General features: G+C 74.0%; 12 protein-coding genes. 7 read left to right on the plus strand and 5 right to left on the minus strand.

The window, feature by feature from the left end; translation table 11 throughout:
* A partial coding sequence (locus ACPXCS_RS30735) for a hypothetical protein (protein WP_425971063.1) occupies positions 1-772 on the minus strand: 772 nt, incomplete at its 3' end.
* A 152-nt stretch (positions 773-924) separates the two neighbouring features.
* On the opposite strand from ACPXCS_RS30735, the gene hmgA reads away from it, so the two are divergent.
* The 3 genes from hmgA (at position 925) to ACPXCS_RS30750 (ending at position 4,269) form a co-directional block, all read left to right on the plus strand.
* Complete coding sequence (gene hmgA / locus ACPXCS_RS30740; RefSeq protein ID WP_425951630.1) at positions 925-2,277, plus strand: homogentisate 1,2-dioxygenase; 1,353 nt, start codon at positions 925-927, stop codon at positions 2,275-2,277.
* Between the two features lie 26 nt (positions 2,278-2,303).
* Positions 2,304-3,053 carry a GntR family transcriptional regulator gene (locus ACPXCS_RS30745; protein ID WP_425951631.1) on the plus strand — a complete coding sequence of 250 codons (750 nt, stop codon included), beginning with the start codon at positions 2,304-2,306 and terminating at the stop codon, positions 3,051-3,053.
* A gap of 70 nt (positions 3,054-3,123) precedes the next feature.
* A complete protein-coding gene (locus ACPXCS_RS30750) occupies positions 3,124-4,269 on the plus strand; it encodes a type ISP restriction/modification enzyme (RefSeq protein ID WP_425951632.1) in 1,146 nt (381 codons plus the stop codon).
* Between the two features lie 389 nt (positions 4,270-4,658).
* Here ACPXCS_RS30750 and ACPXCS_RS30755 read toward each other — a convergent pair whose 3' ends face one another.
* The 3 genes from ACPXCS_RS30755 to ACPXCS_RS30765 form a co-directional block, all read right to left on the minus strand.
* On the minus strand, positions 4,659-4,925 hold the full coding sequence (locus ACPXCS_RS30755; RefSeq protein ID WP_033312817.1) for a hypothetical protein: 267 nt from the start codon (positions 4,923-4,925) through the stop codon (positions 4,659-4,661).
* Positions 4,926-5,051: 126 nt separating this feature from the next.
* Positions 5,052-5,867: an anti-sigma factor gene (locus tag ACPXCS_RS30760; RefSeq protein ID WP_425951633.1), complete on the minus strand. Its 816-nt coding sequence runs from the start codon at positions 5,865-5,867 to the stop codon at positions 5,052-5,054.
* A complete protein-coding gene (locus tag ACPXCS_RS30765) occupies positions 5,864-6,406 on the minus strand; it encodes a sigma-70 family RNA polymerase sigma factor (RefSeq protein ID WP_425951634.1) in 543 nt (180 codons plus the stop codon). Before ACPXCS_RS30765 ends, ACPXCS_RS30760 begins: the two co-directional genes overlap by 4 nt.
* A gap of 226 nt (positions 6,407-6,632) precedes the next feature.
* On the opposite strand from ACPXCS_RS30765, the gene ACPXCS_RS30770 reads away from it, so the two are divergent.
* From ACPXCS_RS30770 to ACPXCS_RS30785, 4 genes are all read left to right on the plus strand, one after another.
* A complete protein-coding gene (locus ACPXCS_RS30770; RefSeq protein WP_425951635.1) occupies positions 6,633-8,165 on the plus strand; it encodes a DUF4331 domain-containing protein in 1,533 nt (510 codons plus the stop codon).
* Between the two features lie 114 nt (positions 8,166-8,279).
* Positions 8,280-10,004 (plus strand): tetratricopeptide repeat protein, encoded by a 1,725-nt coding sequence (locus ACPXCS_RS30775; protein ID WP_425951636.1) that lies wholly within the window; start codon positions 8,280-8,282, stop codon positions 10,002-10,004.
* A complete protein-coding gene (locus ACPXCS_RS30780) occupies positions 10,001-11,632 on the plus strand; it encodes a nickel transporter (protein ID WP_425951637.1) in 1,632 nt (543 codons plus the stop codon). The genes ACPXCS_RS30775 and ACPXCS_RS30780 overlap by 4 nt, the downstream gene beginning before the upstream one ends.
* A 79-nt stretch (positions 11,633-11,711) precedes the next feature.
* A complete protein-coding gene (locus ACPXCS_RS30785) occupies positions 11,712-13,340 on the plus strand; it encodes a serine/threonine-protein kinase (RefSeq protein WP_425951638.1) in 1,629 nt (542 codons plus the stop codon).
* 4 nt (positions 13,341-13,344) lie between these two features.
* Here the strand turns inward: ACPXCS_RS30785 and ACPXCS_RS30790 are convergent, their stop codons facing one another.
* Positions 13,345-14,151: an SGNH/GDSL hydrolase family protein gene (locus ACPXCS_RS30790; protein ID WP_425951639.1), complete on the minus strand. Its 807-nt coding sequence runs from the start codon at positions 14,149-14,151 to the stop codon at positions 13,345-13,347.
* Positions 14,152-14,318 lie beyond the last annotated feature (167 nt).

The following is a 14,318-nucleotide window of genomic DNA, read 5'->3' on the forward strand; positions in this document are numbered from 1 at the left end:
CTTGCGGCTGGACCCCCGCCACACCCGCACCCTCGCCCGCCCGCTGCGGGGCCCGCGCCAGATCCCCACCCACACCAGCCAGCCGCTGGACCCCCGCCACACCCGCACCCTCACCGCGCCCCGCCGACCGCCGCGCGTCCGCCGGCTTCGCCGTCGCGGACGGCAGCCGGGCCGCCCGCGGCGCGGCCTCCGCCCTCCCGGCGCCCCCCGCCCAGCGCGGATCCACGGCCCGCGCACGCGCCCAGCGCCGGTCGGCCGCGGCCGGGCTCGCGTCCGGGCCGGGACGGGACGCCGTGACGTCGGCCGTGGTCTCCACCGGTTCGCCGTCCACGGCCCACACCGAGCCGTCGTCGGCGTAGAGGCGGGCCGTGACCTGGTGGGTGCCGGGCGGCACGAGACGGGCCGGCAGCCGGTACTCGGGGGTGCGCAGCCGGGCGACGAGGCGGCCGTCGACGTAGAGGTGGGCCAGGCCGCGCCCGGCGACCGCCCGCGCCGGCGACCCGGGCGGCGAGAAGCGGAAGCCGCGTACGGTCAGGCGCACGTTCCAGCCGCCGCCCGCGTCGGGCTGCACCTCGACGCCGACGTCGGGGGCGCCCTCGCGCCCGACCTCGCGGTAGGGCCGCCCGTCCTTGTCCCGGTCCTCCAGGAGACTGCCCACGGGTGAGGGCGACGCCTCGCCGCCCGGGGCGTCGCCGGAGCCGCAGCCCGCGGTTCCGGCCAGAGACAGGACACAGGCCGCGAGCACGGCGACAGGTCCGCGTGTCCACGACATGCCGGGGAGCCTAGAACACACGTCCGGCCCGGCGGATCGTCCTCAAGTCGGGTTCCGGTCATCCCACGAGAGGAGGGCCGCGTCCCTCTTGCGCCGGGGTAACCGCAATCCTACGGTGATACATAGGAATCGAACGCAAGGGAGCAGTGGACATGGGCGATGGGGGTACCTCCCGCACGAGCGGGTCCGAGCCGGGGGAAGCGCGGAAGACCGCCGAAGGGCTCACCTATCTCTCCGGCTTCGGCAACGAGCACAGCTCCGAGGCCGTCCCGGGCGCGCTGCCCGAGGGCCGCAACTCGCCCCAGCGGGCCCCGCTGGGGCTGTACGCGGAGCAGCTGAGCGGCACGGCCTTCACCGAACCGCGGGCCCACAACCGCCGCTCGTGGCTGTACCGGATCCGCCCCTCGGCCGCACACCCGGCGTTCACCCGCACCCACAACGGCACACTGCGCACCGCCCCCTTCACCCAGACCGTGCCCGACCCCAACCGCCTGCGCTGGAACCCTTTGCCCGACCCGGCGCCCGAGACGGACTTCCTCGCGGGCCTGTGGACCCTCGGAGGCAACGGGGACGCCACCCAGCGCACCGGCATCGCCATCCACCTCTACACCGCCAACGCCTCCATGGAGCGGGTGTTCAGCGACGCCGACGGCGAGCTGCTGATCGTCCCGGAGCGCGGCGGACTGCTGCTGCGTACGGAGTTCGGTCTGCTCCATGTGGAGCCGGGACACATGGCGCTGATCCCCCGTGGTGTCCGCTTCCGTGTGGAACTGCTCGACGGGTCCGCCCGCGGCTATGTGTGCGAGAACTACGGCGCGCCCTTCCGCCTCCCCGACCTGGGCCCGATCGGCGCCAACGGCCTCGCCAACCCGCGGGACTTCCGGGCACCGGTCGCCGCCTACGAGGACGTCGAGGGCCCGGTGGAGGTGGTGAACAAGTTCTGCGGCAACCTGTGGACCGCCACCTACGACCACTCTCCCCTCGACGTCGTCGCCTGGCACGGCAACCACGTGCCGTACGTCTACGACCTGCGCCGGTTCAACGTGATCGGCAGCATCACCTACGACCACCCGGACCCGTCGATCTTCACCGTGCTGACCTCCCCCTCGGACACCCCGGGCCTGGCCGGTGTCGACTTCGTGGTGTTCGCGCCGCGCTGGCTGGTGGGCGAGGACACCTTCCGGCCGCCGTACTTCCACCGGAACGTGATGAGCGAGTACATGGGCCTGATCGAGGGCGCCTACGACGCCAAGGCCGAGGGCTTCGTGCCGGGCGGCGGCTCGCTGCACAACATGATGTCGGCGCACGGCCCCGACCGGGAGACCTTCGACCGGGCGAGCGCCGCCGAGCTGAAGCCGCACAAGATCGACGACGGCCTGGCCTTCATGTTCGAGACCCGCTGGCCGGTGACCCTCACCCCGCACGCGGCCCGGGCCGAGCACCTGCAGGAACGCTACGACGACGTGTGGCAGGGCCTGCAGCGGCACTTCCGCCCCTTGCACTGATCATTTCCTGACGGTACGGATGGCCCGTGACCTCCTTCGCCCCGGACTCGATCGTCCTGAACCGCAAGCTGCCGCTCTGGTACCAGGTGTCGCAGTCGCTGCGCGCCTCGATCCTCGGCCGCTCGCCCCGGGACCCGCTGCGCCTGCCCACCGAGGAGCAGCTGGCCGGGCACTACGGCGTGAGCGTGCTGACCATGCGGCAGGCCCTGAAGGAGCTGGAGGACGAAGGGCTGATCTCGCGCCACCGGCGCCGGGGCACGTTCATCGAGCCGGACGCGCTGCGGGGTGCGCCGGTGCGGCTGCTCGGCTCGGTGGACGCGATCGTGGCCCAGCAGTCCGGCATGACGACCCGGCTGCTGGACCACGGCACGGCGCCCGTGCCGGGTGAACTCGCCGAGTTCTTCCCGGACCTGGCGCAGGTCGCCACGTACCACCGGCTGCGCAGCGACGAGAAGACCGGCGAACCGACCAACCACGCCCGCAACTACGTGCGTCCCGAAGTGGCCGCGCGGATCGACCTGGACGATCTGGTGCGGTGGCCGATGACCAAGGTGCTGCGGGACGTGGTGGGCGTGGACATCAGCCGCATCACGGACACGGTGGAGGCGCGGCTGGCCGACCCGGAGACGGCCCGGCTGCTGGAGGTCCCCCTGCTGAGCCCGATCCTGCACTACACGGGCGTCACCTACGACGCCGAGGGGCGCCCCCTGGACGTGGCCGTCATCCACTACCGCGGCGACCGTTTCTCGTTCACGGTGACCCTGGAGGCGACGTGAGCGCAGCGCGCCGGCGGGGTCCCCTCACGCCGTTCCCCACGCCCCTGGGCAGTCCGGGACACGTCGTACGATGCGGGGCGTGACGCACGACGACGCTCCGCTGCTGGCGGACCTCATGCCGTGGTCCGTCGCACCGCCGCGGCTCGGCCGGGGCTGGCCGGCGGGACCCGACGCGGCGTCCCTGAAGGCCCGCTGGGACGCCCTGGTGAAGGCCGAGGGACCCGACCGCGAGGCCCTGTTCGAGCCGAGCCGCTCGCGCACGCTGCACACCGCGGTCGGCCAGCTGCCCGGCCGGGCGGACAGCGGCACCCAGAAGCTGGCCCGCGCCTCGGGGCCGTGCCCGGAGCCGGTGCGGGTGCTGTCCGCGCCCTTCGACGAGCAGTGGCTCATCCCCGACCAGCGGCTGATCGACGCGGCCCGCCCGGAGTTGTGGCGGGTGGCGGACGAGCGTCAGGTCTTCCTGGTGGAGGCGCCGGAAGCCCTCCTGGCCACCTCGCTGCTCCCTCTGGTCCGCCCCGGCCGCGTCCGCCCGCTGTTCCGGCGCCCCGGCGGGCTGGAGCCCAATCTGGCCCCGGGTCTCCTGGAGCACCTGGGCACTCGCCTGGGCGGCGTCCCGGCACCGCTCGACGTCCTGGCCTGGATCACCGCGAGGGCCCGCCCGGACCTCACCGTCCCGCTCACCGGGGACGCCGGGGCGTGGCAGCGGGGTGTGGAGCACGGCCACCGGCTGCTGTGGCTGATGCGCCGCGACGGCGAGCGCCCGAAGCTCCCCGGCGGCCGCCGCCCCTACGTCCGCGCCCCGCTGCCCGCCCGGCCCGTCGCCCTGCGCTACGACCGGGACGAAGAGGCCCTGCTGCTGGACGAGGGCCGCATCTCCCCGGTGCCGCCCGAGGCGTGGGACCACGAGGTGGGCGGCGTGCGCGTCCTGGAGCAGTGGTTCGCGGCCCGTGTCGCCCCCGCCGAGCCGGGCACGCTGGCGGCGATCCGCCCCGCGACCTGGCCGCAGGCCTGGACCTCGGAACTCCTGGAGCTGATCACGGTCCTGGCCCTCCTGGCGGACGTGCGGACACCGGAGGAGCCGGAGGTCCCCGACCCGGTCACGGTGGCGCACCTGCGCACGGCGGGCGTACTCCCGGTGCCCGCGACGGCCCGCCGCCCCGCCTCCGTCCTGGCCGGCCCGGAGGAAGGCCCCGAGGGGCAGCTGGCGCTGCTCTAGTGAGGTGCGACTGGCGCCGCTCCAGCAAGGAGGAGGGCGCACCGAGCGGGGCTGGTCCGCGGACGGGCCGGGGCCGTCGGGCTGTCCCTGTCGTTCCGCCGCGCGTGCGCCTGGGCCGGGATCCACCCCGGCCCGCTCACCCGGAGTGAGGACGCGGGCGGTGAACTCGGCCGGGTGCCCGACGGGGCGGTCTGGCCGGTGGCCCTCCCGGTCACCGGGGCACTGCTGTGGTGCGCCGTACTGCTGGGGGTGATCGTGGCCCTGGCCGTGCGTCGGTACGCGCACGGCGAGCGACGGGCGGTCGGTTCGGGCACCGGAACCGCGCGGAAGCCCCCGGTCACTGCCGGGCGGGGTCGGGACACCGACAGGGGGCGTACCGCGCTCGGCCCCTACCTGCTGCCGAAGAGCGAACGGCGCAGCCGGCGCAGCGGCGCGAAGAGCGAGACGCGACGCACGCGCGCGCCCCTGCCACTGCGGTCGTGCGGCTGACGCGCGGTCAGTTCACGCATCAGCGAGGTCGCCTCGACCGTCTCCCGCTGGGGGACGGCGGGGCCGCCCAGCACCGAGAGGTGGCGGTCGAGGCGCGAACTGGTCGCGCTGCTCCCGCAGGTGATCGCAGGGACCCTGGCCCTGCTGCGCACTGTTATCTGTTCCATGTCACTCCCCACCCGTACGAGTCCACCCGGCCCGGGCAGGTTAACCCTATCGCCCCGTCCGGGCACACGTGTATCGCGGTCACAGGATTCACCTTCCCCATAAGGGGGTTGACGATGTATCCCCGGTCACTCTCCGAATCCGACAGATTTCAGGGCGAGTTGGACGATCGGCTGCGTAGTGGGCTGCGGCGATCCGCCCGCGGGCTCGACGGTCACCGCCAGTGACGTCGCCGAGGTGCCCAGACCCGTCGCGACCAGCGGCGTGTCGCCCTCGAAGAGGCCCAGGGAGCGTGGTTGCGCGCCCGGGCGCATGAGCCACAACTGGTGTACTCGGCCGCCCGCCGGGGCGCCGTATCCGCCGAGGGTGACCACCGCGCTCCCCTCCGTGGCGGAAGCGATCACTCCGATGGTGCGGCCCCGGCCGTCCCGGCCGCTGCTCGTACGGGCGTCCGGAGCAGCGAGAACGTGGGCGATCTCACGTGCCCGGTCGCGCTCGGCGGCCAGTTCGTCGCGGGTCCGGTCGGCCTGCACGGCGAACAGCGAGGCGACGACGAGGGCGGCGGCGGCCGTGGCCGTGGCGAAGGGCACGAACAGCGGGATCCGGCGCCGGGCGCGCTGCCGGGGCGGCGGCTGGGCGCCCCACACGTGCGGCGGCAGCTGCGGTGCCCGTGCGCGGGCCGTCTCGCGCGTCTCCTGCGGCGGCGGGTCCTGCGGGGTCGTCCGGACGGCCGCCATCACCCGGTCGCGCAGCGCGGCCGGGGCCGGGGCGGCGGTGGACCAGGCGAGCCGGACGGCGTCCTCGGACAGGGCGCGCACCTCGGCGGCGCAGCGCTCGCAGTCCTTGAGGTGCTTCTCGAAGCGGATCCGCTCGGGAGGTTCGAGAGCGTCCAGGGCGTAGGGCGCGGCGAGCGAGTGCAGGTCCTCGCGGCGGAACAGGCTCATGCCGCGCCTCCCAGGCACTCGCGCATCCGGGTCAGCCCGTCGCGCATCCGCGTCTTGACCGTGCCGAGCGGCAGGGAGAGCTGCTCGGCCACCTCACGGTAGGTGTAGCCCTCGTAGTAGGCGAGGGTGACGGACTGGCGCTGCAGGACCGTGAGCCGGTCCAGGCAGCGGCGCACCCACTCGCGTTCCAGGCCCGCCTCGACCTCCTCGGTGACGTGGTCGAAGGCCGGCTGGCCGGAGCGCAGTGCCTCGCGCTGCTCGCGCTCCCCGGCCGCGCGGGCGCTGCGCACCCGGTCGACGGCCCGGCGATGCGCCAGGGTGAGGACCCAGGACATGGCGCTGCCGCGCCCCGGGTCGAACTTCGCGGCGGACCGCCACAGTTCGAGCAGCACCTCCTGAGCCACCTCCTCCGACTGGGCGGGGTCGCGCACCACACGCCGTACGAGCCCGAACACCGGGCCGGACACCAGTCCGTACAAATCATCGAACGCCCTCTGATCCCCGCTCGCCACGAGCAGCAGCAGTTCGTCCGCCTCCACTCGGTCCCCCTCTCCGAGGCCGCACCGGGCCTGTCCCCTCACTCGAGGCATTCGCAACGCACACACCTCCGGATGGGGTTACGGATCAGCGCGCCGAAAACGCGGGTCGCCGGCGATGAAACAACTTTTCAGACGCGCCGTAAGAACGTTTGAGATTCGACCAATCCGCTTCGCCGACCGCTCCGAAGGGTGTGTGTCAGGCAAGTTGGCACGGAGGACGGACGGCATGACACCTATCTCCAGGACCGGTGCGGGACGCAGGAGCATCGCGACCGCGATCTGCGGTGCGCTGGCCGCCGGCGGGCTCGCGGCCGCCGGCGTGACCGCGCTGGAACCTGAGGCGGCCTCCGCCTCCAGTCACCGGGAGGCCCCGCTGATCTCGGGGACCCCGCAGTACGACAACACGGACGTGTACGCTTTCGTCAGCCCGGACAAGCCGGACACGACGACCATCGTCGCCAACTGGATCCCCTTCGAGGAACCGGCCGGCGGCCCCAACTTCTTCACCTTCGCCGAGGACGCGCAGTACGACCTGCGCATCGACAGCGACGGGGACGCGCAGGAAGACCTGCTGTTCCGCTACACCTTCAAGACGCACACCAAGAACGACAAGACGTTCCTCTACAACACCGGCCCCGTCGAGAGCCTCGACGACCCGGATCTCAACATCACGCAGACGTACGACCTCGAACTGATCAAGCTGCGCCACCTGAAGGCGGTGTCGAAGACCAAGGTCGCCGACGACGTGCCGGTGGCGCCGTCGAACGTCGGCAAGGCGTCGATGCCCGACTACGCCGCCCTGCGCAAGCAGGCGGTGCACAAGCTCGCCGGCGGCGCCCAGACGTTCGCCGGTCAGGCCGACGACCCGTTCTTCCTGGACCTGCGCGTCTTCGACCTGCTGTACGGCGGGAACCTCTCCGAGGTCGGCAACGACACCCTCAAGGGCTACAACGTCAATTCCATAGCCCTGCAGGTCCCCAACAGCTTCCTCACCACATCGCACGACCAGCCGGTCGTCGGCATCTGGTCCACCACGCAGCGCAAGAACGCGCGCGGCTACTTCTCGCAGGTCTCGCGCCTGGGCAACCCGCTGGTCAACGAGGTCGTCAACCCGCTGAAGGACAAGGACACGTTCAACGCGTCCGCGCCGCGCGACGACGCCCAGTTCCTGAAGAACGTCACCAACCCGGAGCTGCCGAAGCTCATCGAGGCCATCTACAAGATCCCGGCCCCGGACGAGCCGCGCAACGACCTGGTCGACGTCTTCCTCAAGGGCGTCAAGGACCTCAACCAGCCGCCGCACGTGACGCCGTCGGAGCAGCTGCGGCTCAACACGTCCATCAAGCCGGCCGCCGAGCCCAAGCGGCTGGGTGTCCTGGACGGTGACAACGCGGGCTTCCCGAACGGCCGCCGCCTCACCGACGACGTGATCGACGCCTCGCTCCAGGTCGTCGAGGGCGAGCTGCTGGGCGCGAAGAACGACCTGGGCGACGCGGTCGACAAGAACGACAAGGAGTTCGAGAAGTCCTTCCCGTACGTCGCGCTCCCCACGGAGGGTTCGCGCGGCCCGCTCGCCAAGGGCGTGGACGGCGGCAACGACGTCCGCAGCCAGCTGGGCGACGCGCTGCAGCCGGCCGGTGCGCAGGGCTCGGACGACATGCGCCTGATCGCCGCGTCCGCCGGTGCGGGCGCGGGCGGCATCGTCCTGATCGGCGCGGCCCTGATGTGGTGGCGCCGGATGCGGAACCGGGCGTACTGACCCGCTCCGCCGACGACCGGCGCGGCCCGTTCCCCGTTTCCCCACTTCCCCCGCGGCACGGGCCGCGCCTCCCCCTCCCCGCATCCCACCCGCACTTCCGACCGAGGAGAGGTCATGCCTCCGCGTACGACCGACAGCACACCCGGCAGGCGCGACGACCGGCCGCCGTCGCCGGACCCGGACACCGGGACCGGCGGACGGGGCCTGGGCGGCACGGGGTCTGCGGAACGGGCCGGGGACGCCGCTGACGGGACGTCGGATGCGGACGCGGGGAGGGCGACGGCACCCTGCACCGACGGCACGGACGGCACGGACGGCACCGACAGCACCGGCAGCACCGGCAGCACCGGCAGCTCCGGCAGCGGCCCCGACAGGACCGGCGGCACCGGCAGCCCCGGCAGCCCCGACAGGACCGGCAGCACCGGCGACATCGAAAGCCCCGGCGACGGCGCCGACGCCGGCCGGCGGGTGGCCGTGCTGCGGCGGGCCGCCGAGCGCGGGCGGCGCTGGCGGGCGGCCCACCTGGCCGGCTGCGCCGCGCTGCTGGCCGTCGCGCTCACCGGCGGGGCCGTGGCCTTCGGCGGCGCGGGGGACGAGGACGGCGGGGTCGCCGCCGTCTCCGCCGCCGGGGCCCTGTCGCCCGGCGATCTCGCCCGGGGCGACCTCGACTCGGGCATCGCGTCCCTGCAGCGCCATCTGCGGGCCCAGCCCCGGGACTTCGTCGGCTGGGCCACCCTCGGCGTCGCCTACGTCGAGCAGGCCCGCACCAAGGGCGACCCCTCGCGCTACCCGCAGGCCGAACGCGCGCTGCGGCGCTCCCTCGCCCTCTCGCCCGGCAACGACCAGGCCCTCGCCGGCCGGGCCGCCCTGGCCGCGGCCCGGCACGACTTCCCCGGCGCCCTGGCCCACGCGGACCGGGCCCTGGAGCAGAACCCCTACAACGAACGCGCCCTGTGCACCCGAATCGACGCGCTCGTCGAACTCGGCCGGTACGACGACGCCGCCGACGCCGCCCGGGACGCCGACGACCGGCGCCCCGGTGTGCCGGTCTTCACGCGGTACGCGTACGTGCACGAGCTGCGCGGCGACGTCCGCACGGCCCGCGAGGTGCTCCGGCGCGCCCTGGACGCCGCGAGCGCCCCCGCCGACGTCGCGTACGTGGCCACCGCACTCGGCCAGCTGGACTGGAACCAGGGCGCGTACGAGTCGGCCCTCGGCCACTACGCCCGCGCCCTCGCCGCCGACGACGAGTACCTCCCCGCCCTGGAGGGCCGGGCCCGCGCCCAAGCCGCGCGGGGCGACCGGGCGGCCGCCGTACGAGGACTGGAGCAGGTGGTCGCGCGCGCCCCGCTGCCCGGCCCGCTCGTCGCGCTCGGCGAGCTGTACGAGGACCGCGGCGGCGACGGGGACCGGGCCAGGGCCGGCGACCAGTACGCCCTCGTGGACGCCTGGACGTCCCTCGCCCGGGCGGGCGGTGTCAACGCCGACCTCGACGCGGCCCTGGCCGCCGCCGACCACGGCGACCGGAAGGCGGCCCTGCGCGCCGCACGCGCCGAGTGGGACCGCCGCCGCAGCGTGCACACCGCCGACGCCCTCGCCTGGGCCCTGCACGTCAACGGCCGGGACGAGGAGGCCCTGCCGTACGCCCGCCGGGCCACCGCCACCGGCTACCGCAACGCGGCCTTCCTGTACCACCGCGGGATCATCGAACGCGCCACCGGCAACGAACGCGCGGCCCGCGCGCACCTGAAGGCCGCGCTCGACCTGAACCCCGGCTTCTCGCCCCTCGGCGCGCGCGAGGCCCGCACCGCACTCGACGACCTGGAGGGGAACCGGTGACCGTGCGCCGGCTGTTCGCGTCCGTCGCCGCCGCCCTGACGGCCGCCTGCGCGCTCACCCTGCTGCCCGCCGCCACGGCGAGCGCCCACCCGCTGGGCAACTTCACCGTCAACCGCTACGACGGCCTGGTCGCCGCGCCCGGTGAACTGCGCGTCCGGCACGTCGAGGACCTCGCGGAGATCCCGGCGACCCAGGCGAAGCCGGAGATCGAGCGCCTCGGCATGGCGATGTGGGCCCGGGAGCGGTGCGCCGCGGCCACCGGGGACAGCCGCGTCACCGTCGACGGCCGCGCGGTTCCCCTGACCGCCGAGCGCAGCCGCGCGCGCGTGCGGCCCGGGCAGGCGGGACTCGACACGCTGCGCCTGGAGTGCGCGCTGACCGCTCCCCTCCCCCCGGACCGGGAGTCCGTGTCGCTCGGCTTCCGCGGCGCGGGCGCCTCGTCCGGGCCGGGCTGGCGGGAGATCACCGCCCGCGGCGACCGTATGACGCTCACCGCGTCGGACGTGCCGAGGACCTCCGTGTCCCACGAACTGACCCGCTACCCGGAGGAGTTGCTGTCCTCCCCGGCCGACACCGCCACCGCCGCGCTGCGGATCCGCCCCGGCGGCCCGGCCCTGGCAGGTGCGGAGTCCGATGCTCCGGCCGCCTCGGTGCTGCCGCGCGGCGCCGACCGCTTCACACGCGCCCTGGACGAGCTGGTCGCCCGGCACGACCTCACGCCGGGCTTCGCCGCCCTGGCCCTCGCCATCGCCGTGGTGCTGGGTGCGATGCACGCCCTCGCCCCGGGCCACGGCAAGACCATCATGGCCGCGACGGCGGCGGCCCGGGGCGGCCGGGCCCGGATGAAGGACGTCCTGCCGATGGCCGCCTCGGTGACGGTCACCCACACGCTCGGCGTGGTCGCCCTCGGCCTGCTCGTCACGGCCGGTTCGGCCGCCGCCCCGTCGGTGATCGCCTGGCTCGGCGTGGCCAGCGGCATCCTGGTCACCCTGGCGGGCGCGAGCCTGCTCCGCCGCGCCCTGCGCAACCGCGCTCACCCCCACACGCACGCCCCCGAGCAGGGGCACCAGCATGGGCACGAGCACGGGCCCGACGGGCACCACGACCCTGACCACGACCACGACCACGACCACGACCACAGCAGCCACCATCACCACGGCCACGGCCACGGCCACGGCCACGGCCACGACCACACCCACCCGCACGACCACACCCACCCCCACTCCCACCCCCACACGGTCGAGCACACCCACGGCGGGTTCACCCACAGCCACCCCGTCGCCCCCACCCTGCGCGGCACGATCCTCATGGGCTTCGCGGGCGGGCTCGTGCCCAGCCCCTCGGCCGTGGTCGTGCTGGTCGGCGCCGCCGCGCTCGGGCAGGCCTGGTTCGGCCTGCTGCTCGTCGTGGCCTACGGCGTGGGCCTGGCCCTGACCCTCACCGCCGCCGGGTACGCCGTCGTCAAGGCCGGCAGCGGCATGACCCGGCTGCTGGACCGGCGCCCCCGCTGGACGGCGGGTCCGGCGGCGGCCCTGGTGCGCCGGACCGCCCCGCTCGGCTCGGCCTTCGCCGTGGTCGTTCTCGGGGCAGGACTCGTGTTCAAGGGGGCGGCATCCGCACTGGGCTGAGTTACGTTCGTGAGGAGATCCGACGTTCTGGGGAAGACGGACCCCAGGGAGATTCCGCCCGGCAGCGAATGGGGGCGCCGTGTCCGAAGAACCGGGCCATGAGCGGGTGATCGCGGGCCGCTACCGGCTGCTGGCACCGCTCGGTGAGGGCGGCATGGGCACGGTCTGGCGCGCCCGCGACGAGCTGCTGCACCGCGAGGTCGCCGTCAAGGAGGTGCGCGCCCCGGCCGGTCTCGGGGGCGACGACGTGCAGCGGATGTACGCGCGGCTGGAGCGGGAGGCGTGGGCGGCGGCCCGGGTCACCAACCGGAACGTGGTCACGGTGTACGACGTGGCGACGGACGAGGGCCGGCCGTGGGTCGTCATGGAGCTGGTGCGGGGGCTGTCCCTGGCCGAGGTCCTGGACGCCGAGGGCCCGCTCCCGCCGCAGCGGGCCGCGCACATCGGCGCCGAGGTGCTGTCCGCGCTGCGGGCCGCGCACGCGGCCGGGGTGCTGCACCGGGACGTGAAGCCGGCCAACGTGCTCATCGCCAACGACGGCCGGATCGTGCTCACCGACTTCGGTATCGCCATGGTGGAGGGCAGCTCCGCGCTGACCATGACCGGGGAGGTGATCGGCTCGCCCGAATTCCTCGCCCCGGAGCGGGCGCTGGGGCGCACGCCGGGCCCCGAGTCCGACCTGTGGTCGCTCGGTGTGCTGCTGTACGCGGCGGTGGAGGGCCACTCCCCGTTCCGCCACGACACCCCGCTGAGCACGCTGCGCGCGATCGTGGACGAGGAGCTGCCGCCGCCGTACCGGGCCGGTCCGCTCGCCCCGGTGATCGAGGGGCTGTTGCGCAAGGATCCCGAGCAGCGGCTGCCGGCCGAGCGGGCCGAGCAGGAACTGCGGGTGATCGGCGCGGGCGGCACACCCCGCGCGGACACCGTCCGGGCGGTCCCGTTCCCGCCGACCGTGGCGGCCCACCCGGAGCCCTCCCCCACTCCGCCGATGCCCTTCCCCGGGCGGCCGGCCGCGTCCGGCTCCGGTGCGGCGACGACGGCCACCCGGCAGGACCGCGACCGGCGGGCGGGCCGGGTGCTGGTCGCGGGCGTGGTCGCGCTGGCGCTCGCGGTGGGCGGGCTGACGTACGCGCTGCTGAACGGCGGGGGCGACGACGGGGAGGGCGACCGGGGCGCGGGGGCGAGTTCGCCCGCCGAGACGAAGAACCCGCCGCGCAACACGGGCAGCGGGAAGTCCAGCCCTTCCCCGTCCCCGACGCCCAGCGAGAGCGAGAGCGAGCGGAGCAGTCCGCCGCCGCAGTCGGTGCGGGTCGCGCTGGAGGGCTCGCGCACGGACTACGCGGGCCCGTGTCCGCCGCCGGGCGCGCAGGCGCCGAGGTTCACGGCGACGCTCACGGTGGGGCGGCTGCCGGCCGAGGTGCGCTACCGCTGGGTGACGGGGGACGGCTCGGTGCTGGAAGGCGGGTGGAAGACGCTGTCGTTCCCGGAGGGCGGCGGCCGGGCGAAGCAGGACGCGGTGACGGTCACGACCCGGGCGGAGTCCGGCACGATCGAGAACGAGATCGCCGTCGAGGTGCAGGAGCCGGTGCGGACGACGTCCGAGTCGGTGCCGTTCTCGATCACGTGTGAGACGGAGACCCCGACGGGCGGGGCCTCCTCTCCCTCCGGCACGCAGGAGGACCCGGACGAGGGGTCCGGGTCCGGCTGAGCGGTCAGTCGTTGGCGTTGAGCACGGGCAGGTAGCCACCGGACTGGCCGGGGGCCTTCGGGTGGTAGGACTCGCCGATGCTGAGCCAGTTGACGCTGTGCAGCCACGAGTCCCCGGAGCAGATCTCGTGGCCGGTGAAGGTGGAGCGGACGTCGCCGAAGACGAAGCCGTGGTTCGCGGCGCGCTTGCCGATGGCGGTGTTCAGGTGGTCGGAGGCGTCGTTGATGGCCTTGCGCTTGGCCTCGGACAGACCGAGGCACGTGGTGCCGAGCTGGTAGAAGCGGGGGTAGCCGAGGACGACGACCCGGGCGCTCGGCGCCTTGGAGCGGATCGCCGAGTACACGCTGTCGAGCTTGCCGGGCAGCGTGGAGTCGACGTACGCGCGGGCGGTGTTGATGCGGGACAGGCAGGCACTGTCGGACTGGGTCACACAGGTCGTCATGACGTCGGCGAACCCGGCGTCGTTGCCGCCGACGCTGACGGAGACGAGGGTGGTGGCGGAGCTGAGCGGGCCGAGCTGTCCGGACAGAACATCACCCGTTCGGGCGCCGGAACAGGCCGTGAAATCGAAGGACGAGGGTGCGTTGGCGGCGGCCCAGAGGTAGGGATAGGCCTTCGTGCTGCGCTTGCAGTCGCCACTGGAGCTGATGTAGCTGCCGGCTCCGACTCCGGAGGAATAGGAGTCACCGAGGGCCACATAGCCGCCAGTTGCGGCCGGTGAGGACGCCTGCGCCGTGGCAGCCCCGGTGAGGGCGGTGCCGGCGGCGAGGAGGAGCGAGCTCACGAGGACGACAAATCGGGAACGTCTCATGGAACCTCCCTTTAGCAGGATCTCTGCCACAACCGTCGTAGCAGCTACGCGTGTTGACAGGAAGTGTCCATGCCAAGTCTTTCGGCCCTTTTCACGACACATGGCGTGTTCACTGCGCCTGTGGCCACGTATCCGGCCACTCGTGTTGCGTGTTCATGTCAGATTTG

It is taken from the genome of Streptomyces sp. DT190 (assembly GCF_049846985.1).
Lineage (GTDB): Bacteria > Actinomycetota > Actinomycetes > Streptomycetales > Streptomycetaceae > Streptomyces.